Raw genomic sequence first — 26112 nt, 5'->3', positions numbered from 1 at the left:
CAGTAGTCAGGGAAAGTGTCAAAGTCATGCCGCCGTGGTTGGCAGCTTGCTTCCGAGTGACGTCTTGTCGTGCCCCCTCGGATGAGGGCAGGATGCGGCTCCCTCTCCCGGCGGCGTCCACCTGACCGATACCCTCTTTCCGAGGGATGTCGCTACATGGAGGTATCCATGAGTGAACATCCCCCCCCGCCCCGGCAATCTGGCCAAGCAGCGGTCGAGTCGGCGCTGGTCCTTCCGTTGATGGTGTTCCTCGGCCTGGGGCTCATCCAGCTCACGATGATGCAACAGGCGAAGCTGATGACGGAGTACGCGGCGTACTCCGCGGCCCGCACCGGCATCGTGTGGAACGGCAACAACGAGCGCATGCACGACGCGGCCATCGTGGCGCTGCTGCCCACCATGGGGCGCACGGACGACATCCTCAACCTGGGCAAGACGTGGGCGATCGCCCAGGCCTACGACCAGGCGATGCAGCTGCTGGCCTGGCCGAACAAGAACTCGGTGGTGCCCGCCACGGTCAACGGCTCCAACCTCTTCGGCCAGGTGCGCGTCGATACGGTGAGCCCCTCCTGGTACTCGCCCATCCAGAGCGTGTGGAAGCTGCGCTCGGGCCACAACTGGAAGGAGCTGGACTTCGACGGCCCGGACACCTACCCCGAGGTGCCGGAGCTCGAGTCGAAGATCGCCAAGTTCTTCAACCTCCCCCTGCCGGACAATGGCGAGGAGGTCTACCGCAAGGCCACCGTGCTGAGCATCCGCGTGCGCTACTGGTACGAGCTGCGGGTGCCCTTCGCCAACTGGATCATCTTCACCGCGTGGTGGGCGGCCAACGCCGGTGTGTCGCTCGGCGGCGCCATCTACAAGCCCACGCTCAACACCCGGGTGAGCATGACCAACCAGCAGGGCGGCATGAACCAGGTGGCCATGGCGCCGGTGCGGGGGCTCGCGCACGAGCGCGGCTACAACACGCTCTACCGCCTGGAGATGACGGTGCTCTGGGGCCTGGCCACCGGCAGCATCCCGCTGCTCTCGAGCGTCATCGGCAAGCGCTACTTCATCCCGCTGACGGCGACGTACAGCATGCGGATGCAGTCCAACTTCTACTACAAGTGGTTGATGCACCTGAACCCGGATTGGGGCCTGTAACATGGTGACTCGCGCATTGCGACGCGGCCTTCGGCGCCAGGAAGGCCAGGCCCTCGTCCTCGCCTGTCTCCTGATGTTCATCCTGAGCATCGCGCTCATGACCACGGTCAACATCGGGCACAGCGTGCACGAGCGCATCCGCCTGCAGAACACGGCGGACGCGGCGGCCTACTCCACGGCCGCCATGGAGGCGCGCGCCTTCAACTTCTACGCCTTCACCAACCGCACCCAGGTGTCGCACTACGTGTCGGCGATGATCTGGCAGTCCACGGACTCGTTCCTGTTCTCCGTGCAGGCCTTCCTCACGGACATCTACGGGTTCATCCGCACCATCGGGCCGTGCTTCCCCAAGGACAGCCGCAGCGGGGTCATCTGGCCGGTCGTCTGCGCCGTGCTCGACAACCTGCCCTACGTGGGCGTGGTCATGAAGGCCCTGGATGCCATCGTCTCGGTGCTCAAGGGCATGCTGCTGGTGCTCAAGCCCATCCTGGACTTCGCCGACCAGATGATCGGCAGGGTGATCATCCCGGCGCACCGGGTGCTCAATTCGGTGATGGCGGGGGCGGCCACCGCGGTGATGTTGTCCACCTCCACCTATGTGCTCGGCACCTCCAACGCCATCATCCAGGCCAATGATCCCAACGTGAACTCCAAGGCGTCGCAGGCCATCACCGGGCTCATCAACCAGTGCCTCTACAGCCGGTCCCACTACGACGAAGCCAACGGCAAGCCGCTGAGTCCCGCCAACCCCATGAGCGCGCTCGACCCCGCGGCGCGCAACGAGGACGACAAGGTGGCGCGCGCCAAGCGCGTCATGGGCGGCATCACCAACGCCACCCGCTACGCCTGCAACAAGGGCGACGTCAGCCTCTGCCCGGAGACGCTCGTCACCGACCGGCGCCTGGGCAAGCTGCTGCCCATCCCGGACTGGCTCAAGCCCATCGAGATCCTGCTCGACGCGATCCCCAAGTGGGGCCAGACGCGCTTTCTCACCTACCGGCTCGGCTACGGCGACATCAACGAGGGCACGAGCAAGTCGAAGGCCAAGGGCTGGAACAAGATCCGCGAGCACCGGGACCTGCCCGACAAGCCCATGGGCATGATCGCCCAGGGTGACGTGTTGGCCTCGGACGATCCGTACTACATCAAGCTGGGACCCTCCTCGCTGGCCGGCGCCATCAAGAATCCGTTCAGCTGCCCCCAGTACCCCGGGCTCCTGGACAAGCGCACCTGGCGCAAGTGCTATGGAGACCCGCGCGAGGATCGCGACAGCACGCTCAAGACGAGCATCTGGGCCATGAGCCGCGGCGACTACCGCAACAAGGGCATCCACTGGCGGGTCGTGTTCCCGGGAGAGGCCAAGAAGAAGCCCGACAAGGACGTGGGCATGTACCAGTTCGACTTCTGCCCCCTGCCGGGCATCGGCTCGTTGTGCTTCCCGAAGATCGACGTGTTCGTGGCCAACACGCACATCGACAAGAACGACAACAACCACCCCTGGGAGGGCATCGTCCCGTTCCCCCACTTCGAGCCGGGTGACTACGCCAACGACTGCGCCGTGGGGGCCTTCGCCAAGGCCAGCACCGGCAACATGGCCTCGCGCGAGCACGACTTCAATCAGCCCTCCACCTGGGTGATGCTCAACAAGAACACCCAGCAGTTGCACAACACCCAGGCCGACGCCACCGGGGCCACCCACAACAGCCCGGGCCTGCTCAACTCCACGGGCAAGGTCTCCTTCTCGCTGGGCGCCGCCGGCACGGAGACGCTGGACCTGGACAACGATCGCAAGAAGTTCTTGGGGTTCGCCGAGGGCATGAACGTCATCTCGCGCGGCCAGACGTACTACCACCGGCCGGGCAACTGGGCCGAGCAGCCCAACTTCTTCAACCCCTACTGGCGGCCTCGTCTCGCGGCCGTGTGGCAGGGCAAGAACTCCCTGCCGCTCATCAACCAGATCTCCAATGCCCTGCCGGCCGCGGTCAAGGACGCGCCCGCCAAGATCATCACCCACTAAGGCCCGCCATGCTCCGCTTCGGTCTTCATCGCACCCGACGTCGCCAGCGCGGCGGTGCCATGGTCGAGTTCGCGCTCGTGGCGCCCATCCTGGTGTCCATCCTCTTCTTCAGCATCTATCTGACCGACATCATCCGGGCCAAGTACAAGCTCCAGGAAGCCAGCCGCTACGTCGCGTGGGAGATGAGCAGCTACACGCTGAGCGACTTCGGCAGCGCGAACCACGATCAGGCCTTCCAGACCGCCCTGGACTCCGCCAAGCAGGAGGCGACCTCGCGCTTCGACGACCTCGACTCGGTCGACGTCGGCAGCAAGTTCGGCACGCTCCTGAGCGCCTCCGCGCCCGAGGTGAAGGTCACCAACCAGGCCGTGGCGGGCATCGACCTGAGCGCCGTCACCAGCGGGGGCGGCAGCGCCGGCCAGCCCCTGAACTACCTGTTGGATCACTTCAAGTTCAACACCAAGGGGCAGGTGGAGGTGGAGCTCACCAGCAGGCTCTCCGCCAACAACCTGATGCCGCGCGGCTACCTGCAGAAGGAGCAGGGCGGCTTCTACACGGTGGACAATTGGGGCGGGCGGGACCTGCGCAACATGTCCATCAAGAACCGCTACACGCTCATCGCCAACGGCTGGCACCTGCCGGACGGCGGTGACGCGGTGATGAGCGACAAGCGCGCGGGCGACCACAAGGGGGGCGGCACCCGGCACGGCATCGCCCTGCAGGTGGATCGCATGAAGTTCCTGGGCGCGGGCAACTTTCTGGCGGACACCAAGCTGGACCGCGTCACGAAGGTGTTCGACTTCGCCTTCCCCGCCTTCTTCGGCACCTTCGTCACGGCGCACAACTACAAGCCCTCGCCCAGCGGCTCGCGCGGCTGCAACAAGGATCAGCACACCGCGTCCGTCGGCCTCAACAACCTGCAGGAGATCCCCGGCCTGGACGACACGGACATCGACAAGAACCAGCGCTGCTTCGACACCGCGCCCTTCCGTGACACCCAGACCTATTCGCGCTCCCTCTACAAGAACATCTTCGAGGCCCGGGGCGAGCACTTCATGGGCTGCAAGAAGGCCATGGCCGACATGCCCAACAGCCGCGGCACCGGTGAAGGCACGGGCCGGGACAAGAACGAGCAGAAGATCACGTGCGAATAAGCGTCCTGTTTCTCGTGCTCCTGGGGCTCTGGGCCCGCCCGGCCCTGGCCGAGCAGGAGCTCGCCGTCTACCCGGGCACCGTCCACACCCGCATCGGCAACGACCTGGTCATCGGCGGCGAGTACCACCGCATGGCCTACTTCACCACCAAGGACTCCATTGCCCAGGTGGCCAGGTACTTCCACGACCTGTGGACCCGCCAGGGCTACCCGGTCGTCGTGGAGGGGGACTTGAAGGACGAGGCCGTGGTGGCGGCCTTCTACACGCGCGAGGGCCTGCAGCGCGCGATCGTGCTGCGCAAGCACATGGGCAAGACCGTGGGCTTCAGCGTGCTCAAGGACATGTGGCTGTACGAGAAGCCGTCGGATGCCCACAAGCCGCCCTTCGTGAAGATGGAGAACTCGCTCTTCAGCTCGGACGTGGGCTCGCGCGACGAGGCGGGCGCCACGCGCAGCCGGACCGAGATCGTGGAGCGCGGAATGGATGCCGTCCGCCAGGAGCTGACCGCGAAGCTGACCGCCCTGGGCTTCAAGCTGGTGCGCGAGTCCGGCGGCAAGCTGGATGGCCAGCGCACCGTGGTGCTCGAGTACGCACGCGGCGCCGAGCAGACGCTCACCACCCTGGTGGAGCTCGACGAGACCCAGGTGGCCGTGTCCCAGTCGTGGGTGGGCACGGATCGTCCCGACGGCATGCCCAACCAGGACGCCGTCCAGCGCAGCCGCGAGGAGGCGGCGCGCGCCAGGCCCCAGGGAAAGAAGCCATGAGGGCGCTGGTGTGCGCGCTGGCCGTGGTGTTGATGGGCGCCGCGCCTCCGCCTCGGATGGGCCGCGAGGGCCGCATGCTCTTCGAGGCCGCGCCGGAGCGGCTCGCCGCCCAGGTGGGCGAGTGGGTGACGTACCAGCTCGACGGCGGTCCCCAGCAGGGCTTCGTGCGCCTGGCCATCGTGGGCGAGGAGAAGGACGCCAAGGGCCGCGACGCGGTGTGGCTGGAGATGGAGTTCGGCAAGCACTGGGAACTCAAGTCCCCCCTGGCCCAGTTCCGCATGTTGGTGACGCGCGACGTGGGCGTGAGCCAGGAAGGCGTGTCCCGGCTGTTCGTCACCCAGGGCTACGAGAAGGTGCAGGAGGTGGATGCCACCGCCCTGCCCTTCTTCTTCAAGCCGGGCGAGGGCGAGGCTCCCGCGTCGCGCGGGCCCGCGCCCGCCGCCGTGGACTCGCTGCCCGCCGGCGCGGACACGACGGTGCTCCGGGGCAAGCCCTCGCGGCTCATGACGCTCGCGGGCACCGTGACGGCCGAGCCCATGGAGGTCCGCTACCGCCAGCTCGTGCTCAAGCGCTACTGGCTCAGCCGGGAGGTGCCCGTGCTGCACCTGGCGAAGATCGAGTTTCCGTCGATCAAATATGCCCTGGAAATGCGAGACTACGGCGTGGACGCCAAGCCCCGCATGGTGCTCCCCGCTCCGACCGACAAGAAGATCACCCTGGAGCCCGGGACGGCCACGCCCGTGCTCCCCTCGCAGCTCTTCCCGGCCACGCCGGACTCCGCTCAGGACAAGGACCCCCGCCCATGAAGACGCCCGTCCGCCGTCCCAGGAAGACCTCTCGCCGTGTCCGCCGAGGACAGGCCATGGTCGAGTACTCCTACATCAACTACGTGCTCGCGATGGGTCTCATGCTGGGCCTGACCATCAACTTCGGCTCCGGTGAGCAGAAGGTGAACATCATCCACGCCTTCATGCGCGCCTATCAGGTCTACTACGACTCGTTCTACTTCGTGCTGAACCTGCCGTTCCCGTGAAGCCCGCGACTCCTCCCGTGGCGGCCGACACCTCGGCGGCGCTGCGGCTCGTGCATGGCATCCTCTTCGGCGGCTTCACCGCCATCACCGTCGTGGTGGGCGCCCCCGAGTTCGAGCAGCTCCTGCGCGCCTTCCAGCAGCCGTTCATCGCGGGCCTGCCGCCCCGCTGGACGGTGATGATGGCGGTGCTCGTGGCGCTCGTCGGCATGGGCGTCATCCTGATCCAGGCGCTCCGCCGACGCAGCGCCCACGTGGCCTGGTCCGCCCTCGTCCTCGGCGCCTTGAGCGTCGTGCTGTGGAGCGATCGCGAGGGGCCCGTCCCCGGACGCAACTCCCACGCCGCCAACCTGAAGATCCTCCAGACGGCGCGAGCCCTGCACGGGCTCCAGGTGCCCGAACTGCAGAGCCGGGGGCACATCGGCGAGGACCTCGAGTCCTGGCGCGCGGCGCTCCAGCAGACCACCCATGGCGAGTTCACGACCGTGTACTCGAACGTGTTCGAGGCCATGCCCTACTCGATCGTCCAGGTGGCCGCGCCCGACACGCTGCCCGAGGAGCTGTCCCCCGGCACCCTGGTGCTCTACGTGATGAAAGGCGGGCTCGCCTACGAGCTGCAGGCCATCGGCATTTCCCCCGAGGGACAGCCCTGGCGGCTCGAACAGTCGACCGATCACGAGCCCGTCGTCTTCCGCGGGGCCTTCAACCCGGAGATCGACATGCGGGCGCCCGCGCCGTAGCGCACGCCTGGGTGGCTACGGGAGCAATTGCTCGTCGATGAGGCGCTGGGCCTGCCGGGCCTCGTTCGAGTCCGGGGCCTCCAACACCACGCGCCCACAGGACTTCATCGCCTGGTCGTGCTGGCCCAACGCGGCCTCCGCCTGGCACAGCCGGAAGAGGATGGACACGTCCCGGGAGCCCGCGGCCACGGCGCTCCGGAGGGAGACGACCTCCCGCTCCCACGCCTTGCGCTGGGGGGCCGCTTCCGCCCGCCCCCGAGACGCTTCCACGGAGGCGCCCGGGGACTTCATCTCCGGAGCGGCGGCGGCGGCGACAGGCGCGGGTGGCGGCGGCGGCGGGGCCTCGGCCATCATCAGGGCGTCGGACGAGTCCTTGTCGCGGGCGGGGAGCGCCGCCGAGGTCTTGCTGGACGCGGGCTGCTGGCGTGCCGCGGCGGTCGGCTCCGCCGCGCGCTTCTTGGCGGGAAAGCCTCCCCCACTGCCATAACCCTCGGCCTCGTCGTCGGACGCCGCGCGGTTCAACCCGAAGAGGCCCTTGGACGGCGCGCCCCGCGAGGGCAGGGCCTTGGCCAGGGGCTCGACGCGCTGCTGCTCGCGAACGCGGTTGTCGTAGCGCGTGTGCCGCTCGCTGACCTCCTCGGAGACCCGAGGCGACTGCGGGGCCGCGGGAGCCGGAGCGGCGGCCATGGCGGACTCGGCCTCGCGCTGCGCGCTGACGGGGACCGCGGGGGCGGCCTGGAGGGACGGGGGCGACAACTCCTGATTCGTCCGGACGACCACGAGGCCCACGACGCCCAGGGTCGCCACGCTCAACGCGGGCGCCAGCAGGCGGCGCCACCAGCGCGGGGTGGGCTCGGCGCCGGTGGCGGAGCGGCGCGCGGACTGCTGCGCGTAGGCCAGCAAGGACTCCAGGCCCGCGTCGGGCGCGGAGACGCGGGGCAGATGGGACATGGTGCCCCGTACGCTCCGGATGTCCCTCAGGGTCGCCGTACAGCGCGAGCACCCTTCGAGGTGCTGCTCCACCAGCACCGCCTCGGCGCGGGGCAGCTCGTCATAGGCGAAGTCCAGCAGACGGTCCTCGTGTGCGTGGGTGCTCTGGGTCTTCATCCCGCCACCGTCTTTCCGTCCTCGGCCAGATCTCCGTCCACACCCAACTCCGCCAGGCGTCGCCGCAGGCCCTCCAGGGCATACCGCATGCGGCTCTTCACCGTGTTCTCGGGCACGCCCGTGACCTCGGCGATCTCCTTGAAGGGAATGCCGTTGTACTCGCGCAGCACGAACACCTCGCGCTGCTCCTCGGGGAGACCCGCCAGCGCCCGCTCCAAGAGGGGCCGCACGCGGACGTTGTAGGCACCCCGCTCGGGACTCGGTCCCTCGTCGGCGAGGGTCGCTCCCAGCTCCCGTCCCTCATCCATCTCGCCACCCGCCGAAGGAGCATCGAGCGAGGCCGTCTGCCGGTAGCTCTCTTTACGCGCGCTGTCCACGCAGAGGTTCCTCGCGATCGTATAGAGCCAGGTGGTGAATTTCGCCCGCGTCTCGTACTCGGGAGCGCTGCGCACCACCTTCAACCACGTTTCTTGAAGGACATCTTCCGCCCGTGCACGGTGTCCGGTGAACCGGAGGATGAAGTTGAAGACCGGCATCCGGTGCCTGTGCACCAGGGTCTCGAACGCACGGACATCTCCCGCCCGGAAGGCGAGCATCAACCGTTCGTCTGAGATTTCCGGTCCCACCACTCCCCCAATCAGGGCCCCGTACCCTCCCGCTTCCCACGAGCGTCTTCAACGAGCCGGGGCCGATTCGGGTCTACGCTTTCGCGAGGCGCGCGTAAGTGGTGAGAATGACAGGGCGTGGAGCGGCTGTCACGCCTCACGCCTCACGGTTTGGAGCCGCGGGCCGAGGCGATCAGAACGGGAATCGCGACGACCGCCACCAGTGCCGCCTGCCATACCAGGACGGGTGGCAGGGGCTTCTGGACATGGATGAACAGGGAGCGGCCGAGCGCCAGGCCCAGCAGCACCCCGGTGAGGGTGCGCACGGCGTTGGAGCCGGACCGAGGGCGGAAGCGACCCACCGCCCAGTCCACCACCGCGGGCAGGGTCAGCCCCAGCACGACGGGAATGTCCCAGGGCCAGGCCAGGGGGGCGCGCAGCTTGAACAGGCCCACCAGCGTGGCCAGCAGGACCGGATAGGTGCCCAGACACCGGGCGCAGACGCGGACCCCTCCGAGCACGTAGGTGCGGTTGTACTCCTCGGCGTGATGGTGGCTGAGCCAGAACACCCTACCCTCCTCCCTTCGGCGGGCGCGCGTCGTCCTCCACGAGGAAGCACGCGGCGGTATGTCCGTTGTCCAGTGTGTACAGCGGGGGGCTCTCCCGTCGGCAGCGCTCCATCGCGTGGGGGCACCGCGGGTGGAAGGCACACCCCGGCGGGGGCGCGAGCGGCGAGGGCACATCCCCCTTGAGGAGGATGCGCGCGCGGGGATGGTCGGGGTCGGGCACCGGCACCGCCGACAGCAGGGCTTGCGTGTAGGGGTGACGAGGCGCGCGGTAGAGGTCCGCCGCGTCCGCCAGCTCCACGATGCGGCCCAGGTACATCACCGCCACGCGGGTGGAGACGTACTCCACGATCTTCAAGTCATGCGCGATGAAGACGTAGGTGAGCTCCAGCTCGCGCTGCAGGTCCACCAGCAGGTTGACGATCTGCGCCTGGATGGAGACGTCCAGCGCGCTGATCGGCTCGTCGGCGATGATGAGGTCGGGCCGCAGGGCGATGGCGCGCGCGATGCCGATGCGCTGGCGCTGGCCTCCGGAGAACTCGTGCGGCTGTCGGTCCAGGGCCTCTCGCGGCAGCCCCATCCACTCCAGCAGCGTGGCGACCTTCTCCTCGCGCTCCCGGCCCCGCTCCAGGCCATGGATGGCGAAGGGCTCGCCCAGGATCTCTCGCACGGACATGCGGGGGTTGAGCGAGGCGTACGGATCCTGGAAGACGAGCTGCATGCGCCGCCGCAAGGGGCGCAGCTCGCGCTGGGACAGGCCCGTCAGCTCCCGGCCCTCGAACTGGATGGAGCCCGCCGTGGGCTCCACGAGCCGCAGCAACGTCCGGCCCAGGGTGCTCTTGCCACAGCCGCTCTCGCCCACCAGCCCGAGCGTCTCGCCCCGCCGCACGTCGAAGCTGACGCCATCCACCGCCTTGACGTGACCCCGCACCCGCCCGAGCAGTCCCCCTCGCACGGGGAAGTGCGTCTTCACGTCCCGGACTCGCAGCAGGGGCTCGTCACTCATGGCGCGGGAACCGGGTTGTGGCAGGCGGCCTCCTGGCCGTCGCGTTTGGACTCCAGGACGGGCTCCACCCGCGCGCAGACGTCCAGCGCGCGCTCGCACCGGTCGCGGAAGCGGCAGCCTCCGGGCCACTGGCCCAGGCTCGGCACCATGCCCGGGATCGTCTTGAGCCGGGGGCGCTGCCCGGGCGCCGCGTCCCCCTGGAGCGAGGGGATGGAGCGCAGCAGGCCCGCCGTGTACGGGTGTGCCGGCTGACGGAACAGGGGACGTACCGGGGCGCGCTCCACCACGCGGCCCGCGTACATCACCACCACCGCGTCACAGCTGCCCGCCACCACGCCCAGGTCGTGCGTGATGAGCATCACCGCCATGCGCCGCTCCTGCTGCAGTCGCTTGAGCAGCTCGAGGATCTGCGCCTGGATGGTGACGTCCAGCGCCGTGGTGGGCTCGTCGGCGATGAGCAGTTCCGGCCCGCTGGCGAGCGCCATGGCGATCATCACCCGCTGGCGCATGCCCCCGGAGAGCTGGTGCGGGTAGCTGTCCACGCGCTGCTCGGGCGCGGAGATGCCCACCTGCCGCAGCATCTCCACCGCGTGCTCGCGCGCCGCCGAGCGCGACAGGCCCAGGTGCAGTCGAGTGCCCTCGGCGATCTGCTCGCCCGCCGTGTAGACGGGGTTGAGCGACGTCATGGGCTCCTGGAAGATCATGGACAGGTGGCGCCCGCGCAGCCGGCGCATGCGCGCCTCCGGCAAGCCGAGCAGCTCCTCGCCCTGGAAGCGGATGCTGCCGCCCTCCACGCGGACCGGCGGATCCGGCACCAGGCGCATCACCGACAGGGCGGTGAGGCTCTTGCCACAGCCGCTCTCCCCCACCACCCCGAGCGTGCCGCCCGGTGGAATGGAGAACGACACGTCGTCCACGGCCCACACCGGGCCCGCCTCCCGCCACAGCCGGGTCTTGAGTCCACGAACATCCAGCAGGGGCTCGGCCATGGGCGCGGCGCTACTTGCGCGACAGCTCCTCGAGGAACTCCTCCTCGCGGATGAGGCGCTTGCGGATGAGCAGCCGGATGAGGCTGGCCACCATGCGCGCGGGCTTCACCTTCTCCGTGTGCAGCTCCGCCTCGGCGCCATCGGCCATGCGCTCGATGTCCTCGAGGACCTTCAGGTCGTCCTCGGAGATGTCGGGCAGCTCCGGACGGGGCGTGGGCTGGGGCGCGCCCTTGGCGGCGCCGCCGAACACGACCACCGGCACGCCGCCCTTCTTGTGCGAGGGGGGCGGCGTCGCGGGCAGCGGCGTCTGCTCGTCGTCGGGCTCGCCCAGGAGTTCGTCGAGCACCTCCTCGCTCTCCTGCGGAGGCGGCGGAGGCGCCGGCGTCGAGGCCCGGCCCTTCTGGGCATGCTTGGGCGTGATGAGGGTGATGGAGTCGTCGTCGTCGGAGAAAGGCGGCGGCGCCGGGGGCTTGGGCTTCAAGGCGGACCTCGTCGAGGAAGGGGTCAGATCCCAGTCCATCAGGGGCAGATCGGATGCGGCTTCGCTCGGGCCCGGGGCCGGCGAAGCATGCCAGTGGCCTCCGGCCACGCTGGCGTTGCCGTGCTCGATTTCCATGGGCTCGCTGGCGTCGTCGTCCAGGTCGACCCCGGCCACCACGCGGCCGCTGACCAGATCCAACACCTGATCCAGGTCATCCTCGGACGCCACGTGCACGCGAATGGGCTTGTTGAGTTGGAAGCTCAGCTCGTCCACGAGCGAGAGATCCGACGGATCGTCCACCGCCACGTGCAGCCGCTCGCTGCGCCCTTCCCGCTCCAGCAGGAAGGGGACGATGCGGTGCTCGACCTGGAAGTCGATGGGCACGAGCGCGCGCACGTCCGCGGGGATGTCCGAGAGTTGGACGAACGGCAGGTTCGCCTGACGCGCCAGGGCCCTGGCCACCTCGGTGGACGAGGCGAAGCCCAGGGTGACGATCACCGAGCCCAACCGCTGGCTGTTGCCGCGGTGGCGCTGCTGACCGAGCGCCGTGCGGATCTGCTCCGGATTGACCGCACCGGATTCGAGGAGCAGCTCACCGATCTTCTTACGCATGCGAGGTCCGAGGGGTGAGGGGACGGCTAACGCTTGACCTTCGCCAGATACTCCTCGCGGGTGAAGACGCCCTTCTCGATGAGCAACTCCACCATGGCCTTGAGGGCCGCGACCTCCTTGCGCTGCACTTCCTCCACGCTGCGCAGGAGCTCCACCGGGCTGCCGCCGCCCGAGCCGCCCCGCACCGTGGGGGTCTCGCGCGAGGGCACGGGCACGGGAGCGGGCGGGGGAGCCGGCGCGGGCGCGGGGGCCGGCACCGGATCCTTCATGTGGCGCACCACGGTGCGGCCGTGCGAGTCCACCACCTTGAAGTTGGTGTCCGCGTCCTCCAGCTCGCTCACCTCATCGTAGAAGCGCGCCATGGCCCGGGCGATGGCCGTGCGGCCCGCCACGTTGGGCACGATGCGGCACTTGGTGATGGCGCGCAGCTCGTCCAACTGCCGCACGTTGAGCGGGTCCGCGATGGCCACCACGAGCGTCTTGCCATCATCGCGCAGCTGCATGGGCAGCAGGGCGAAGTCGCGCGCCGTCTGCACGGGCACCCGGTTGAGCACGTGCTTGGGGATGTCCTTGAGGGCATCCAGGTTCACCGCCGGGATGGCGAGCTGCTTGGACAGCGCCCGCACCAGGATGTCCTCGGACACGAGGTTCATCCGCACCAGGATTTCTCCCAGCTTGCCGCCCCATTTCGCCTGCTCCGCGAGCGCCGCCTTGAGCTGGCCCTCCTGGAGCACGTTCGCCTTGATGAGCAGTTCGCCGAGTTTGATCTGTGCCATGTCGCTAGTCGTGGGAGCCCGAACGGACCCGCCGGTCCGGGCACTGTACCTGAGAATCCAACGGTTGCTGAGTTCTTGATCTGCCCGGTCACGAGCCCGGTGCGGCAGGGGGCAATGCGACCGGAGGCAGTGCCTGCCCCCCCTCGTCCACGTCGACCACGGGCACGCCCTCGGGCGCGGAGAGATCGAAATGAGTGAGATCCGGGGATTGGTCGAGCGTGACAGAGGTGTAGCGCAGGCCCAGGGAGGTCTCGGCCGACTCCGCCACGAGCTTCACCTCGTGGGGGAAGACCCCGTCCCCATGGGGCTCGAAGCGCGCGTAGTCCAGGCCGTAGGCGCGCGTGCCCTGGACGCGGCTGCTCACCACGCGCAGGTAGCGGGGGTGGATGTGCAGCACCTGGGACACGGCGCCCGTGTGGAGGGTGAGCGCGTAGAGGCCCTGCTTCTCGTCGAGCGCGAGCTCCATCCGCTCCGCGGGGATGAAGGGCACCCGACCGAGCATCACGGCGACGAGTTCCTCGCTCGGCAGGGCCACGGGCAGGAAGCGAGAGAGGTTCCGGGGCGTGGCGGGCCCCTGGTAGTGCTTGTTCTCCTGGTACTGCGTCAGCCCGAAGCGCTGGCCGTCGGTCACCAGGGTGGCGATGGGGCGGTTGAAGAAGTCGAACATGTCCACGCGCAGCAGGCCTGGTCGGCTGACGGCCAGGAAGGCCGAGACGGTGCCCGAGCCCTGGGGCGACTCGACGCGGATCTTCCCGTCGCCCTTGAGGGTGCTGGTCGTGTCCTGGGCGGCGCGCGTGAGGCGCAGCAGCTCCTCGGCCTCGGTGATGCGGCCCCGGGGGCCGAAATCCATGCGCTTGGGACAACCTGAACAGATGAGGGCCAGGAAGATTGCGGCGGCGGCGCGGTTCATGGCTTAAGTCTCGCGCCCGGCGAACTCCCTGGCCACTTCCGTATGAGCCTTTCCGACATCCTCCATTACCTGCGCATCGGCGGCTTCACGCTCGCCCTTCTCCTGTTGGCTTCCACGGTGGCGCTGGTGGTGGCCGTCGAGCGGATCATGACCCTCTGGGGCGTGAGCGAGCGCTCGCGGCTGCTGGCGGACACGGTGCACAAGCACCTGCTGCGCGGCGACATCGCGGCGGCCCGCTCCGCCACCGAGCGCTCGGACGCCGCCGTGGCGGACATGTTCCTGGCGGGCTTCACCCGGCTCGAGCGCACGCGCGGCGGAGGCGAGGGCCTGGAGTCGGCGGTGGAGCGCGAGCGGGCCCAGGTGGGCATGCGGCTGCGGCGCAACCTGTGGCTGCTGGCCACCATCGGCTCGCTGACGCCCTTCGTGGGCCTGTTCGGCACCGTGGCCGGCATCATGAAGTCCTTCAAGGACCTGGGCCTGGACGTGGCGGGCGGAGGCACGGGCGGCACCGGCGCGGTGATGACGGGCATCTCCGAGGCGCTGGTGGCCACCGCGGTGGGCATCCTCGTGGCCGTGCAGGCCATGGCCTTCTACAACTATTTCCAGGCGCGGCTGGCGCGGGTGCTCGTGGAGCTGCGCCTGCTCGGGGACGAGTTCGTCGAGCTCTTGCGCGAACGGCCCCTGACGCTGCCCGCGCCCTCCCCCACTCCGCCGCCCGCATCCTCCCCCGCGCAGGACTCCTGAGGACTCTTCCATGGCGATGGGCAAGGCACCCGGGGACGGCGAGGGCGGCGAGGACGTCGGCTTCGCGGAGATCAACATCACCCCGCTCACCGACATCTTCCTCGTGCTGCTCATCATCTTCATGGTGACCAGCTCGGTCATCGTCCAGCAGGCACCCAGCGGCGGGGCCCAACAGGGCCTCAAGGTGAACCTGCCCAAGGGCGGCGCCACGGACGTCACCGCGCGCGCCACGGACCTGTCCGTGGCCATCCTGTCCGACGGGCGCTTCGTGCTCGGCGGCAACGTGGTGAGCGAGGACGAGCTCAAGCGCACCTTCGCCGAGGCCCACCAGAAGGATCCGGACACCGTCGTCATCGTCCAGGCGGACGAGGGCGTGCCCCACGGCACGGTCGTGGTGGTGATGGAGCTCGCCAAGAGCGCCGGCCTGGGCCAGCTCGCCATCGGCGTGCGCGAGAACCCCTGAAAAGAAAAACCCCGCCGGTCTCCCGGCGGGGCTTAGCGGACCCGAGGGGCCGTGTGTCGGACTAGACGGCCCCGAACGCCTCGAGCGAGATGTCCACGGACGAGGTGTCCTCGGTGGCCATCAGGCGCGCGGCCTGCTCCACGTTGGGCAGCACGTTGCGGGCGAACCACAGGGCGCTCCACTTCTTGCCCTCGTAGAAGGCCTTCTCGTCGCCCGTGGCGCTCGCGCCCACGCGCTCGGCGATGACGGCCGCGTCCAGCAGCAGCCAGCCCACCGCCAGCTCGGACATCATGTTGAGGAAGCGGTTGGCCGACAGCGGGATGAGGTTCACCTTCGCGGCATCCTGCGACCAGCCGAGCACCGCCATGGCGCTCGCCATCACGCCCTCCTGCGCCGCGGCGAGCAGCTTGACGGACTCGCCATAGACCTTGTGCTCGCGGTGGGCCTCGATGAACGCGCCCACGTCCGACATGAACTGCTGGAAGTGCGCGCCACCGGCCTGGCCCATCTTGCGGCCCACGAGGTCCATGGCCTGGATGTGGTTGGTGCCCTCGTAGATGGAGAAGATCTTCGAGTCGCGCGTGTACTGCTCCACCGGGTAGTCCTGGCAGTAGCCGGCGCCGCCGTACACCTGGATGGCCTGCGAGCACAGGCGGTAGGACTGATCCGAGCCGTAGGACTTCACGAGCGGGGTGAGCAGCTCCACCTGGCCGCGGTGGTAGGCGGCCTGATCATCGTCCTTGCCCGAGAGCTGGTGCGCCTTGTCCGTGTGCATGGCCAGCTTGATGATGAGCGCGCGGATGCCCTCCACGTGGGCCTTCATGTCCAGCAGCATGCGGCGCACGTCCGCGTGCTCGATGATGGCGGCGCGGGGCGCGGTCGGGTCCTTCCACTTGTTCATGGGGGCGCCCTGCTTGCGGTCCTTCGCGTAGTCGAGCGCGTTGAAGTACGCGGCGCTCGCGAGCGACAGGCCCTGGATGCCCACGGCGATGCGCGCGCCGTTCATCATCTTGAACATCTGGCTCATGCCGACGTTCTCGATGCCGCCCACGAGCTCGCCCACACACGCGTCGTTCTCGCCGAAGTTGAGCACACAGGTGGCCGAGGCGCGGATGCCCATCTTGTGCTCGATGGAGCCCAGGGACACGTCGTTGGAGCCCTCGACGGTGCCGTCCGGCTTGACGCGCAGCTTGGGCACGATGAAGAGCGAGAGGCCCTTGGTGCCGGGCACCGCGCCGTCGATGCGCGCGAGCACCAGGTGCACCACGTTGGCGGACAGATCGTTGTCACCGCCGGAGATGAAGATCTTCGTGCCGCGGATGTTGTAGGTGCCGTCCGCGTTCTTGCGCGCCGTCGTCTTGGCCGCGCCCACGTCCGAGCCCGCCTGCGGCTCGGTGAGGCACATGGTGCCGCTCCAGGCGCCGTTGAGCATGCGCTCGACGTAGAGCTTCTTCTGCTCGGGCGTGCCGCACTCGGCGAGCAGCTCCGCGGCGCCGAAGGACAGGCCGGGGTACATGTTGAACGCGGAGTTGGCGCCCGAGAGGATCTCCTGGATGAGCACCTGCAGCATCATGGGGCCGCCCTGGCCACCGTGCTCCGGGCTCACCGAGACCGTCATGAAGCCCTGCTCGTAGAGCTTGTTCCACGCGTCCTTGAAGCCCTTGGGCGTGATGACGGCGCCGTTCTCCACCCGGCAGCCCTCGCGATCACCCGTGGAGTTGAGGGGCCCGAGCACGTCCTTGGCGAAGCGGTACGTCTCGTTGAGGACGGCCTTGGCCTCGTCCGGGCCCCAGGCGTCGAACGGGGCCTGTCCGACGACCTGGCCGAAGCCGAACTGCTCGAACAGCGTGAAGAAGACTTCGCGGAGGTCGGTCTTGAAGGTGTTGATACCGGCGGACATGGCTCTTCCCCGTACGTGAAGGGCGCCCGGCCGGACGACGTGCGTGAGCCAGGCCCCGAGTGGGATGCGGGGAAGGTTACGTCGATTGATTCTGGAGTCAACCGAGATTGACACCTCGCGTTGGAGGGGTGCCAGAAGACCTCCCCCCCGGGACTACCGCGAGTGAAAAATCCCCTACTTCGAGGCCTTCTTCGTGGCGTCCGGGGCCACGGCCGTCTTGGCGGCGGGCTTGGACGTCGTCTTCTTGCCGGACAGACTGCCGCCCTTGGTGTCGTCCTCCTCGCCCGGGGGCGCGGCGGTGGCGGAGGCCTGCAGGAGGCTCTCGCGCGGCACGTCCACGACGATGGGGGACTGGCCGGAGCGCTGCCGGTTCTCGTCCTCGAGCGAGTAGAAGAGCTGGATGACGGAGCTGCCCTTCATCACCAGCTCGCCCTTCTGGTTCTCCGCCCAGAGGTCCACCTCGACGAAGTAGCGGCCACCCTCGCCGTGCCGGTCGCTCACGCGGCCCTTGCACACGACGGTGTCGCCCGGCCACACCATCTTGATGAAGCGCACGTGGTAGCGGCGCAACTGCCCGCCGCGCGCCCAGTCACTGATGAGCTGGCCGAGCATGCCCATGATGAGCATGCCCGGGGCGTAGACGGACGGCATGCCCACGCTCTTGGCGTACAGCTCGTCCACGTGGACGGGGTTGAAGTCGCCCGAGGCGCCGGCGTAGCGCGACAACTGCACGCGATCGATGGGGGCCTTGGCGAGCGCCGGCAGCTCGTCACCGACACGAATGCCTTCGAAGTACAACTTGCGCGCGGGCATCACGAATTCTCCTTGGCGGCGCGGACGATGAGGGTGCGGCGGGCGCGGAAGACGAGGTTGCCCTCTTCATCGCGGCCCTCGTCCTCGATGACGGCGACATCCATCTTGCCCGCGGGGCCCGTGCGCTCGAGCACCTCGGCCACGCGCGTGGCGACGAAGATGCGGTCGCCGGCGAAGATGGGCCGCTCGTACTCGAACGACTGCTCGGCGTGCAGCAGGCTCTTGATGCCCACGCCCAAAAGCTCGCGCAGGTCCGCCGCGGAGCTGAACGAGGCGGGGAACGTGGGCGGGGCCACCACCGTGGGGTAGCCCGAGGCGCGCGCGTACTCCTCGTCGTAATAGATGGGGTTGTAGTCGCCGAGGGACTCGGCGAAGCGCCGGATGGCGCCCTTCTCCACCTCGTTCAGGAATGGCGGTGAGGCCCGGCCAATCGCATTCTTGTCCAGCATGTCCCTCTCCCTTTAACGACCGGCCGGAAGCTCGAGCACGGTCAAAAGACCGGCCTCGGCGGCCGTTACGCGCGGGGCGGCGTTCACCAGCATGTGTGCGGCTGCCCGGTCGCCAGGCACCCCCCCGCGAATGTCCACGACCAGCTTCGGCTCCGCTTCGATCTCGATGCGGTCGCCGGGATCATCCGCGCCCACCGCGATCGTCAACTCCAACCGGACGCGCTCCTGTCCCTCCTCCAGACCCACCGCGGACTGGAAGATTCCCGCCACCCGTCCCTTCTTCACGGGGAAGGCCCCGCCGGAGATGTCCTCCTCGGCGAACACCGGGACGATCTCCTCCTCGAAGTCGTCACAGTCCAGGCCCAGCCCGAGCGCGCACAAGGCCGCGCTCTCCACCAGCCCCACGTGGCCCAGTTGATCCCGGTCCACCAGGGCGAAGAACTCATCCTCGGTCAGGCCCGCGCCCACCTTGCGCTGCAGCGACTCGCGCCGATCGCGCGCGTCCACCACCCGCGTCACCGTGGCATGACGCACCGGCCCGCACGCCTGGCCCACCGTGGCCACCAGCCGATCCATCACGAAGCCCGGGTTGACGCCCGTGCCCAGCACCGCCACCCCGGCCGCCTGCGCCGCGTCCTCCAGCTTCTGCGCGAGCTCCGGGTACTTGAGGAAGGGGAAGGCGAGCTCCTCGCAGGTGGACACCACCGACATGCCCAGGCCGATGGCCTCGAGCAGCTGATCCATCACCTGCGCGAGGCGGGAGCCCGTGGCATGCAGCAGCACGACACCCTTGCGCCGCCCCACGGCGGCCTCCAGGGTGCCGACGACCTTGCCCTTCACTCCTGCCACCCCCAGCACTTCCGACAAGGGGCGTCCCACCAGTTGGGGGTTGGCGTCGATCGCGCCGAGCAGCTCCACCTCGGGCGACTGTTGGGCGGCCCTGGCGATCTCCTGCCCGATGACTCCCAACCCCATGACCACCACCGGGACCGGCCCTGCGGAGGCTCTAGGCATCGGAGAACTCTCCAAATATCAAGGAGTTACGACCCATATCGCGGGTCCCGCGCACCATAGACCACCCCCAGCCGGACAGGCAAGCGGCTCGTGAGGTGGGCCGCACCCGGGTGTGCAGAAAGGGCAAAAGTTCCAAGGGCTTGTCAAGCAAGCAGGAACACGTGGCGCCCATGCAGAGGGTGTGACCTTTGGGGGGGAAGCCGTGTATAACCGGCACCGTTCTTCAACGTCTGTTCTTCACTCGGTTTGGGAGGCTGTATTCATGGACCGCATCCTCGTGGTGGATGACGATCCGCTCATTCTGGCCGCGCTCTCGCGCATCCTCCAATCGGAGGGTTATGAGGTCATCACGCACACGGATCCCGCCCAGGCCGCCAAGGAGGAGGGCTTCCAGGTCGTGCTGACGGACTTCATGATGCCGCTGCTCAACGGCGTGGAGCTGTTGCGCACCCTGCGCGAGAAGAACCCAAGAGCGGTGCGCCTGATGCTCACGGCGGCGGCGGACTTCCGCACGGCCTCGGAGGCGGTCAACCGCGGCGAGGTGTTCCGACTGCTCGGCAAGCCGTGGTCGCTCAGCGAGCTGACGAGCGCGGTGCGTCAGGCCATCGAGCACTTCCGGCTGGTGGAGTCCAACGAGCGGCTGACCCGGGAGGTGGCGGAAAAGAACGCCGAGCTCACGGCCATCAATCGCGACCTGGAGCGCATGGTGGTCGAGCGCACCAACGGTCTGCTCGACGGCCTCATCAGCGCGCTGGACTACCGCGACACCGAGACCCAGTGGCACTCGCGTCGCGTGTCGCTCTACTCGCGCCGCATCGGCGAGGAGATCGGCCTGACGCCCACCCAGTTGGAGGTGGTGGAGCAGGGCGCGCTCCTGCACGACATCGGGAAGATCGGCGTGAGCGACACCATCCTGCTCAAGCCCGGCCCCCTCTCCCCCGAGGAGTGGGTGGAGATGCGCAAGCATCCCGAGTACGGCTACAAGATCCTCGCGAAGATGCCCTACCTGCACGACGCCTCGCTCATCGTGCTGCACCACCAGGAGCGCTGGGACGGCAAGGGCTACCCGCAGGGGCTCAAGAGCCGGGACATCTCCATCGGCGCGCGCATCTTCGCCATCGCCGACACGGTGGACGCCATCACCTCGGACCGCCCGTACCGCAAGGGCCGGCCCATGTCGGTGGCGCGCGACGAGATCAAGCGCTGCTCGGGCACGCAGTTCGATCCCGAGGTGGCCGAGGCCTTCCTGCGCATCCCCGATGCCGAGTGGCAGCGCATCCGCAAGAAGGTCGAGGACATGGAGAACGCCGAGAACGCCCTCTGGGCGGGCTTCACCCCCGGCAAGGTGCCCAGCCGCGTCGCGAGCTGAGCCCTCCCCCGTCGTTCAAGGCCCATGGCTCAGGGCCAGCTGATCAGGGCGACACCTCGACGTCGATCAAGGTGTCGCCCTCCAGCAGGGCATCCACCACGGCCATGCCGCCCGTCACCTCGCCGAAGGCCGTGTAGCGGCCATCCAGGTGCGGCTGGGGCGCGTGCGTGAAGAAGAACTGGCTGCCGCCCGTGTCCTTGCCCGACAGCGCCATCCCCAGCACGCCCCGACGGTAGGCCCGGCGGGTGATCTCGCAGCGGATGGAGTAGCCCGGGCCCCCTTCCCCATCGCCGCGCGGGTCTCCCCCCTGCGCCACGAAGTCCGGCACCACGCGGTGGAAGCCGAGCCCCCGGAAATACCCCCGCCGCGCGAGCGTCACGAGGTTGCCCGACGTCCTCGGCGCACCTGCGTCCAGCGCCACGGTGAAGTCCCCCTTGCGCGTGCGGAAGGTGAGCGTGGTGCCCGGCGCCGCGGGCTCGGGGGAGAAGACGTCATCGGGCAGCGCCTGGTGCGGGGCCCGCACCGGCTGGCCCGTGAGTGACGTCAGCGCCGCGGCCGCCACACGGCGCACGTGGGCATGCGGATGCGTCAGCCAGGTGCGCAGCGCCGGCTCAGCGTCCTTGCCCGCGAGCGCCACCCAGCCCTGGGCCACGGGCTCGGCCAGATCCGGCTCCCCGGGGACGCGGTCCACGAGCGCGCGGACCTGGGGCAGCGCCCGTGCGTCCTTCAACGCGCCCGCGGTGCTCGCCGCCGACGCCGCCACCACGGCATCCGCCCCCGAGAGCAAGGCGCGCACGGGCTCGGCGGCCTCGGGCACGGGATGGGCCGCCACCACCGCGAGCGCCGCCAGCCGTACCCGCGGCTCCGGATGCGTCAGGTGGCGCACCGCGACCGCCGCGCCCGCCGCCGACGGGGCGCGCGCCACCTCCTGGAGTCCCAGCGCCAGCCGCCACGCCTCGGGGGGCTCGCGCTCGCCACACCGCGGCGTCTCCTCGAGCGTGCCCCGCTGGCGATCCATCGCCGCCGCCAGCCGGCAGTCCAGGTTCAGCAGATCGCCCCGGGCCACGTCGGACGCGGCCCGCGGCAGGGCCTCGCGCAGCGCCCGCCGCAAGGTCGGCCACACCCGACGCCCCGCCTCGGGAAGGCCCTGCTGCGCGAGCGCGAGCAGCGCGTGCCCCGCGGCGGCGTCTCCGCGCGCCACCCGCTCGGCCCGCGGAGCCAGGCGCTCCAGTGAATCCAGGGCCGTGCAGTCGCCCATGCACCGCGCCGCCAGCTTCGCGAGCGCGCGAGACGCCTCGGCCGCCACGCGCGGCACCTCGTCCTCGAGCCGCGCGGCCACCACCGCCGCGTCTTCCGGCCCGCCCAGCTCCCCCAGGCCCTTGACGCACAGGGCCCGGATGTCCGGCGACGCATCCCCCAGCCCACGCCGCAATCCCGGCAGCGCGTCCGCCCGCTTCGCGTTCGCCAGGAGGTAGGCGCCCCCGTAGCGCGAGGTCTCGGGCTGGGCGGCGCGCATCAGTTCGCCGGCCCGCGCGAGGGGCGGCTTGTCCAGGAGGGCCCCCTGGCGCATCGCCACCCCGAGCGCGAGGGCCGCCCGACCCGCGAGCTCTCCCGGGCCATGCGCCAGCCGCGCGCCCAGCCGCGCCACCGCGTCCGGCGTGGCGAGCCGACCCAGCGCCTCGAGCAGCGTGAGCCGCGTGTTCACGTCCGCCTCCGTCGCCTCCGCGGCGAGCAGCGCGCGGGTCATCCGGGCCTTCTCCTCCGGCACGAGCGGCTCCCAGGCGAGGGCCATCACCCCGAGTCCAAACGCGGCCTCCTCACGCACGGACACCGCGGGGGCCTTGAGTGCCTGGACGAACACCTCGAGCGTGGAGGGCTCCTGGATGCGGGCCAGGGCCCGTAGGGCGCGCACGCGCACCTCGGGTGAGCCCTCGGAGGCCAGGGCCACCAGCCGCCCCTCACCCAGCGAGCGGTGATCCTCCCAGCGCGCGATGGACTCGAGGGCGGCGGACTCCCGCTCGGCGGCGGGGATGGAGCGGACACAACCCGGGAGCACGAGACCCCAGAGACACCCGAGGACACGCGCGGCGCGAGGAAGGGACATGGGGTCGGCGCGTAGGCCAATTCCTCGCGAAAATCCAGGGGTTAGGTTTTTCTTGGCGTTTGACTTGCGGTGCGCGCGCACCGGAAGATGGACGGCGCGTTCCCGCTTCAAGGAGCACCGGTCCTGAACTGCCCCGGCTGTAAGACGCAGGTCGCGGATGGCACCGCCATCTGCCCCTCGTGCGATTACATCATCGACTCTTCCTTCATCTCGTCGGACACCTCGGATGGCGAGTCGTCCGGCGCATCGCGCAAGCAGGGCGGCGCACCGAGGACGGCCCGTCCCGCGCGCGCCGGCAGTGGTTCCCGAAGCGCCGCGCCCTCCGCGAGGGCCCGTCCCGCCGCGCCCGAGCCCGACGCGGAGCCCGCGCGGGACGACGCCACCAACATCCGCTCCGCCGAGGAAATCCTGCGCAACGCGCCGCCGCGCGCCGCCCGTCCGGCCTCCGCACCGCGTGCCGCCGCGGGCGCCGCAAGCCGGCCCGCCCCCCGTCGGCAGGCCGATGACGACGAGGCCGACGCTCCCTCCTCGCGCCGCTCGAGCTCCGGCCCGGTGGAAGATCCCGAGCAGGTCGTCGCCGACTTCCGGGAGTTCGTCGGCGAGCTGAGCCGCGCCGATCGCATCGCCTTCTGGAGCGCGCTCGTCGTCGTCTTCTCGTCCGTCATGCCCTGGGTGGAGACGGCCGAGGACGGCGAGAACCTGGGCCTGCTGAGCCTGGGCTTCATCTGCGTGCTGCTGTCGCTCGGCGTGATCGGCGCGCTCACGGTGCGCGCGCGCAAGCTCCTGCCCCAGCTCAACGCGCTCGCCCCGTGGCTGACCCAGTTGTTCATGTCCCTCGTGTGCCTCGTGTGGTGCCTCATCTTCATGAAGCTCTCGTACGACGCCACCGAGGTGCCCTCGCCCATCGGCAACTCCACCATCACCAACTCCGCGCCCGTGTTCGGCGCCTACCTGGGCCTGCTCGGCTCGGTGGGCAGCCTCGTGGGCACCCTGCTCGGCCTGAAGGAGAAGCCGGCTTGACGACCCCGCCGTCCTCCCCGGCCTCCCCCGCCCTGGAGCGACTGCTGGGGGCCCTGGGCGCCACGGTGCTCGGCCAGTCCCACGTGGTGGCGGACCTCGTCACCGCGTTCCTCGCCCGGGGCCACGTCCTGCTGGAGGGCGTGCCCGGCGTGGCCAAGACGCTCACCGCGCGGGGCATGGCCTCGGCGTTGGGCCTGGACTTCACCCGCGTGCAGTTCACCCCGGACCTGATGCCGAGCGACATCCTCGGCACCCACGTCTTCCGACCCCAGGAGGGCGCCTTCCACCTGGTCAAGGGCCCCATCTTCACCGAGGTCCTGGTGGCCGATGAGATCAACCGCACGCCGCCCAAGACCCAGGCCGCGCTCTTGGAGGCCATGGAGGAGCGGCAGGTGACACTCGATGGCACCACGCACCCCCTGCCCGCGCACTTCTTCGTGGTGGCCACGCAGAACCCGCTGGAGCTCGAGGGCACCTATCCCCTGCCCGAGGCCCAGCTCGACCGCTTCCTCATGCGCGTGCGCGTGGGCTACCCCGCGCCCGAGGCCGAGCTGGACATGGTGCGCGCCTTCCACCAGCGCCAGGGCCGCGCCGCCCGGGTGGAGCGCGTGCTCGACACGGCCACGCTGCTGCAACTCCAGGAGCGCGCGGCGAGCGTGGCCTGTGACGAGTCCGTGCTCGCCTACACGGTGCGGCTCATCCGCGAGACGCGCGCCAACCCCCGCGTGCGCCTGGGCGCCTCGCCGCGCTCGGCCCAGGCCCTGCTCGCGGCGGCCAAGGCCCGCGCCACCCTGCACGGCAGCGACTTCGTCACCCCGGACGACGTGAAGGCCGTGTGCCCGAGCGTGCTCAACCACCGCCTGCTGCTCAAGGCCGAGGCCGAGGTGGAGGGCCTCACCGCGGACGACGTGCTGCGCCAGACGTTGGAGCGCGTCCAGGTTCCCCGGTGACGTCCGGCCGGCCCGTCCCCTCGGGACTCGCCGTGGCGCTCGTGGCGCTCGCGCTCGTGCCCGCGGCGCTCGCCGTGGCGGGCCCCGCCTTCCTCGGGCTCGCGCTCGCCCTGGACGTGGCCGTGCTCGCGCTGTGCGTGGCGGACTTCCTCGCCGCGCCGCGCGCCGCGCACGTGGCGGTCCGGCGCGAGGTGGAGCCCGTGCTGTCCTCGGGCCTCGCCAACCCGGTGCGCCTGGTGCTGGAGCTGCGCGGCCCCAAGGCCCTGCGCGGCCTGGTCCGGGACGAGGTGCCGCCGGGCGTGGACGCGCGGGGCCACCAGCAGGCCTTCGCCCTCTCGCCCCAGGCCTCCGAGGCCACGTGCGCCTATACGCTCACGCCCTCGGCGCGGGGCGACCTGCGCCTGGGCGACGTGCACCTGCGCCTCATGGGGCCCCTGGGCCTGTGCGCGCGGCAGGTGCGCGTGGCCGCCGCCCAGGAGGTGAAGGTGTACCCGGACCTCACCGGGCTCACGCGCGAGGCGCTCGCGCTCACCCTCGCGTCGGACGCGCCCGCCGAGCGCACCCTGCGCCGCGCCGCCGAGGGCCGGGAGTTCGAGTCCCTGCGCGAGTACCGCGCGGGGGATGATCTGCGCTCGGTGGACTGGAAGGCCACGGCCCGGCGCGGCCGCACCACCGTGCGGGTGTACCAGCCCGAGCGCAACCAACCCGTGCTCCTGCTGCTCGACTGCGGGCGCCACATGGCGGGCCGGGTGGAGGGCCGCCGCAAGCTGGATCACGCCGTGGACGCGGCCCTGCGCCTGGCCAAGGTGAGCCTGGACGCGGGGGACCAGGTGGGCGTGCTCGCCTTCGCCCGGGACGTGCGCGCCTTCCTCCCGCCGCGCAAGGGCGGCGAGCACCTGCGCCTGCTCACCGCCGCCCTCTACCGCGCCGAGGCCGCGCTCGAGGAGAGCGACTACGGGCGCGCCTACGACTTCGCCTTCGCGCGCTCCTCGCGCCGCTCGCTGGTGGTGCTCTTCACGGACCTGGTGGACCCCGACGCCTCGGGCACCCTGCTCTCGCGCACCCTGGCCCTGCGCCCCCGCCACCTGCCCGTGGTGGCCTCGCTCCTGGACGAGGATCTCCAGCGCGCCGCCACCCACGTGCCCCCCACCCTGTCGGACGCCTACGCGCGCCAGGCCGCGGTGCGCCTGGAGGAAGACTACCAGCGCACCACCCTCACGCTCCGGGACGCGGGCGCACTCGTGGTACGCGCTCCCGCGCGGGGTTTTGGCGCCGCGGCCGTCAATACCTATCTGCATGTAAAAACGCGCGGCCTGCTGTAGCGCCACGCTTCCGACGAAAAAGCGTGCCAAGCGTTCCGAGGCCGATTTTCCGGCCTCCGCG

Annotated in this window: 26 protein-coding genes; 13 read left to right on the top strand and 13 right to left on the bottom strand. The window is 69.9% G+C overall.

All coding sequences use genetic code 11. From position 1 onward, the window contains the following. The first annotated feature begins 168 nt into the window (after positions 1–168). Genes I3V78_RS18825 through I3V78_RS18795 form a run of 7 tightly spaced genes read left to right on the top strand, consistent with a single transcriptional unit; the run spans position 169 to position 6851 of the window. A complete protein-coding gene (locus I3V78_RS18825; RefSeq protein WP_239576485.1) occupies positions 169–1146 on the top strand; it encodes a TadE/TadG family type IV pilus assembly protein in 978 nt (325 codons plus the stop codon). Between the two features lie 16 nt (positions 1147–1162). Further along, entirely contained in the window at positions 1163–3163 is a 2001-nt protein-coding gene (locus I3V78_RS18820; RefSeq protein WP_338023656.1) for a pilus assembly protein TadG-related protein, read from the top strand. Positions 3164–3171: 8 nt separating this feature from the next. Next, positions 3172–4317 (top strand): TadE/TadG family type IV pilus assembly protein, encoded by a 1146-nt coding sequence (locus I3V78_RS18815; protein WP_204489851.1) that lies wholly within the window; start codon positions 3172–3174, stop codon positions 4315–4317. Continuing rightward, positions 4308–5081, top strand: coding sequence for a hypothetical protein (locus I3V78_RS18810; protein ID WP_204489850.1), 774 nt, complete (start codon positions 4308–4310; stop codon positions 5079–5081). The genes I3V78_RS18815 and I3V78_RS18810 overlap by 10 nt, the downstream gene beginning before the upstream one ends. Further along, positions 5078–5887 carry a hypothetical protein gene (locus I3V78_RS18805; RefSeq protein WP_204489849.1) on the top strand — a complete coding sequence of 270 codons (810 nt, stop codon included), beginning with the start codon at positions 5078–5080 and terminating at the stop codon, positions 5885–5887. The genes I3V78_RS18810 and I3V78_RS18805 overlap by 4 nt, the downstream gene beginning before the upstream one ends. Positions 5888–5943: 56 nt before the next feature. Further along, the gene (locus I3V78_RS18800) at positions 5944–6114 is read left to right on the top strand and encodes a hypothetical protein (RefSeq protein WP_239576484.1); all 171 of its coding nucleotides are present in this window, start codon (positions 5944–5946) and stop codon (positions 6112–6114) included. Then, positions 6111–6851 carry a hypothetical protein gene (locus I3V78_RS18795; RefSeq protein ID WP_204489847.1) on the top strand — a complete coding sequence of 247 codons (741 nt, stop codon included), beginning with the start codon at positions 6111–6113 and terminating at the stop codon, positions 6849–6851. Before I3V78_RS18800 ends, I3V78_RS18795 begins: the two co-directional genes overlap by 4 nt. A 15-nt stretch (positions 6852–6866) precedes the next feature. On the opposite strand, the gene I3V78_RS18790 is transcribed toward I3V78_RS18795, so the two are convergent. The 8 genes from I3V78_RS18790 to I3V78_RS18755 all read right to left on the bottom strand — a co-directional run bounded on the left by I3V78_RS18790 (position 6867) and on the right by I3V78_RS18755 (position 13843). Continuing rightward, entirely contained in the window at positions 6867–7958 is a 1092-nt protein-coding gene (locus I3V78_RS18790; protein WP_204489846.1) for a zf-HC2 domain-containing protein, read from the bottom strand. Then, positions 7955–8554 carry an RNA polymerase sigma factor gene (locus I3V78_RS18785; RefSeq protein ID WP_239576483.1) on the bottom strand — a complete coding sequence of 200 codons (600 nt, stop codon included), beginning with the start codon at positions 8552–8554 and terminating at the stop codon, positions 7955–7957. The genes I3V78_RS18790 and I3V78_RS18785 overlap by 4 nt, the downstream gene beginning before the upstream one ends. A gap of 173 nt (positions 8555–8727) precedes the next feature. Further along, complete coding sequence (locus I3V78_RS18780; protein ID WP_204489844.1) at positions 8728–9132, bottom strand: DUF2085 domain-containing protein; 405 nt, start codon at positions 9130–9132, stop codon at positions 8728–8730. Position 9133: 1 nt separating this feature from the next. Then, the gene (locus I3V78_RS18775; protein WP_204489843.1) at positions 9134–10135 is read right to left on the bottom strand and encodes an ABC transporter ATP-binding protein; all 1002 of its coding nucleotides are present in this window, start codon (positions 10133–10135) and stop codon (positions 9134–9136) included. Continuing rightward, complete coding sequence (locus I3V78_RS18770) at positions 10132–11124, bottom strand: ABC transporter ATP-binding protein (RefSeq protein WP_204489842.1); 993 nt, start codon at positions 11122–11124, stop codon at positions 10132–10134. The genes I3V78_RS18775 and I3V78_RS18770 overlap by 4 nt, the downstream gene beginning before the upstream one ends. 10 nt (positions 11125–11134) lie before the next feature. Continuing rightward, positions 11135–12217, bottom strand: coding sequence for a GspE/PulE/PilB domain-containing protein (locus I3V78_RS18765; protein WP_204489841.1), 1083 nt, complete (start codon positions 12215–12217; stop codon positions 11135–11137). Between the two features lie 26 nt (positions 12218–12243). Then, positions 12244–12993, bottom strand: coding sequence for a cyclic di-GMP-binding domain-containing protein, MshE-related (locus I3V78_RS18760; protein WP_204489840.1), 750 nt, complete (start codon positions 12991–12993; stop codon positions 12244–12246). 88 nt (positions 12994–13081) lie between these two features. Continuing rightward, positions 13082–13843, bottom strand: a complete 762-nt coding sequence (locus I3V78_RS18755) for a DUF4292 domain-containing protein (RefSeq protein WP_338023655.1) — start codon at positions 13841–13843, stop codon at positions 13082–13084. A 102-nt stretch (positions 13844–13945) separates the two neighbouring features. Between I3V78_RS18755 and I3V78_RS18750 the strand changes: the two genes are divergently transcribed. After that, entirely contained in the window at positions 13946–14647 is a 702-nt protein-coding gene (locus tag I3V78_RS18750; RefSeq protein WP_204489838.1) for a MotA/TolQ/ExbB proton channel family protein, read from the top strand. Positions 14648–14657: 10 nt separating this feature from the next. Continuing rightward, the gene (locus tag I3V78_RS18745) at positions 14658–15110 is read left to right on the top strand and encodes an ExbD/TolR family protein (protein ID WP_204489837.1); all 453 of its coding nucleotides are present in this window, start codon (positions 14658–14660) and stop codon (positions 15108–15110) included. A 61-nt stretch (positions 15111–15171) separates the two neighbouring features. Here I3V78_RS18745 and I3V78_RS18740 read toward each other — a convergent pair whose 3' ends face one another. The 4 genes from I3V78_RS18740 to I3V78_RS18725 form a co-directional block, all read right to left on the bottom strand. Then, complete coding sequence (locus I3V78_RS18740; RefSeq protein ID WP_204489836.1) at positions 15172–17010, bottom strand: acyl-CoA dehydrogenase family protein; 1839 nt, start codon at positions 17008–17010, stop codon at positions 15172–15174. A 174-nt stretch (positions 17011–17184) separates the two neighbouring features. Beyond that, positions 17185–17823, bottom strand: a complete 639-nt coding sequence (locus tag I3V78_RS18735; RefSeq protein ID WP_204489835.1) for a MaoC family dehydratase — start codon at positions 17821–17823, stop codon at positions 17185–17187. Beyond that, positions 17823–18272, bottom strand: coding sequence for a MaoC family dehydratase N-terminal domain-containing protein (locus I3V78_RS18730; RefSeq protein WP_002624318.1), 450 nt, complete (start codon positions 18270–18272; stop codon positions 17823–17825). The genes I3V78_RS18735 and I3V78_RS18730 overlap by 1 nt, the downstream gene beginning before the upstream one ends. A 12-nt stretch (positions 18273–18284) precedes the next feature. After that, entirely contained in the window at positions 18285–19286 is a 1002-nt protein-coding gene (locus tag I3V78_RS18725; protein WP_204489834.1) for an NAD(P)H-dependent amine dehydrogenase family protein, read from the bottom strand. A gap of 262 nt (positions 19287–19548) precedes the next feature. On the opposite strand from I3V78_RS18725, the gene I3V78_RS18720 reads away from it, so the two are divergent. Further along, a complete protein-coding gene (locus I3V78_RS18720; RefSeq protein ID WP_204489833.1) occupies positions 19549–20655 on the top strand; it encodes an HD domain-containing phosphohydrolase in 1107 nt (368 codons plus the stop codon). A gap of 43 nt (positions 20656–20698) precedes the next feature. Here the strand turns inward: I3V78_RS18720 and I3V78_RS18715 are convergent, their stop codons facing one another. Beyond that, a complete protein-coding gene (locus I3V78_RS18715; protein WP_204489832.1) occupies positions 20699–22759 on the bottom strand; it encodes a peptidylprolyl isomerase in 2061 nt (686 codons plus the stop codon). A gap of 69 nt (positions 22760–22828) precedes the next feature. Between I3V78_RS18715 and I3V78_RS18710 the strand changes: the two genes are divergently transcribed. From I3V78_RS18710 to I3V78_RS18700, 3 genes are read left to right on the top strand one after another with little or no spacing between them, the layout of a single operon-like run. Then, positions 22829–23779, top strand: a complete 951-nt coding sequence (locus tag I3V78_RS18710; protein WP_204489831.1) for a hypothetical protein — start codon at positions 22829–22831, stop codon at positions 23777–23779. Then, positions 23776–24729 carry an AAA family ATPase gene (locus tag I3V78_RS18705; protein WP_204489830.1) on the top strand — a complete coding sequence of 318 codons (954 nt, stop codon included), beginning with the start codon at positions 23776–23778 and terminating at the stop codon, positions 24727–24729. The genes I3V78_RS18710 and I3V78_RS18705 overlap by 4 nt, the downstream gene beginning before the upstream one ends. Next, positions 24726–26051 carry a DUF58 domain-containing protein gene (locus tag I3V78_RS18700; protein WP_204489829.1) on the top strand — a complete coding sequence of 442 codons (1326 nt, stop codon included), beginning with the start codon at positions 24726–24728 and terminating at the stop codon, positions 26049–26051. Before I3V78_RS18705 ends, I3V78_RS18700 begins: the two co-directional genes overlap by 4 nt. Positions 26052–26112: the final 61 nt, after the last annotated feature.

This window comes from Archangium primigenium (assembly GCF_016904885.1).
GTDB lineage: Bacteria > Myxococcota > Myxococcia > Myxococcales > Myxococcaceae > Cystobacter > Cystobacter primigenius.
Note: the sequence above shows the minus strand (reverse complement) of the source record. Positions and strands in the feature narration are given on the sequence as shown.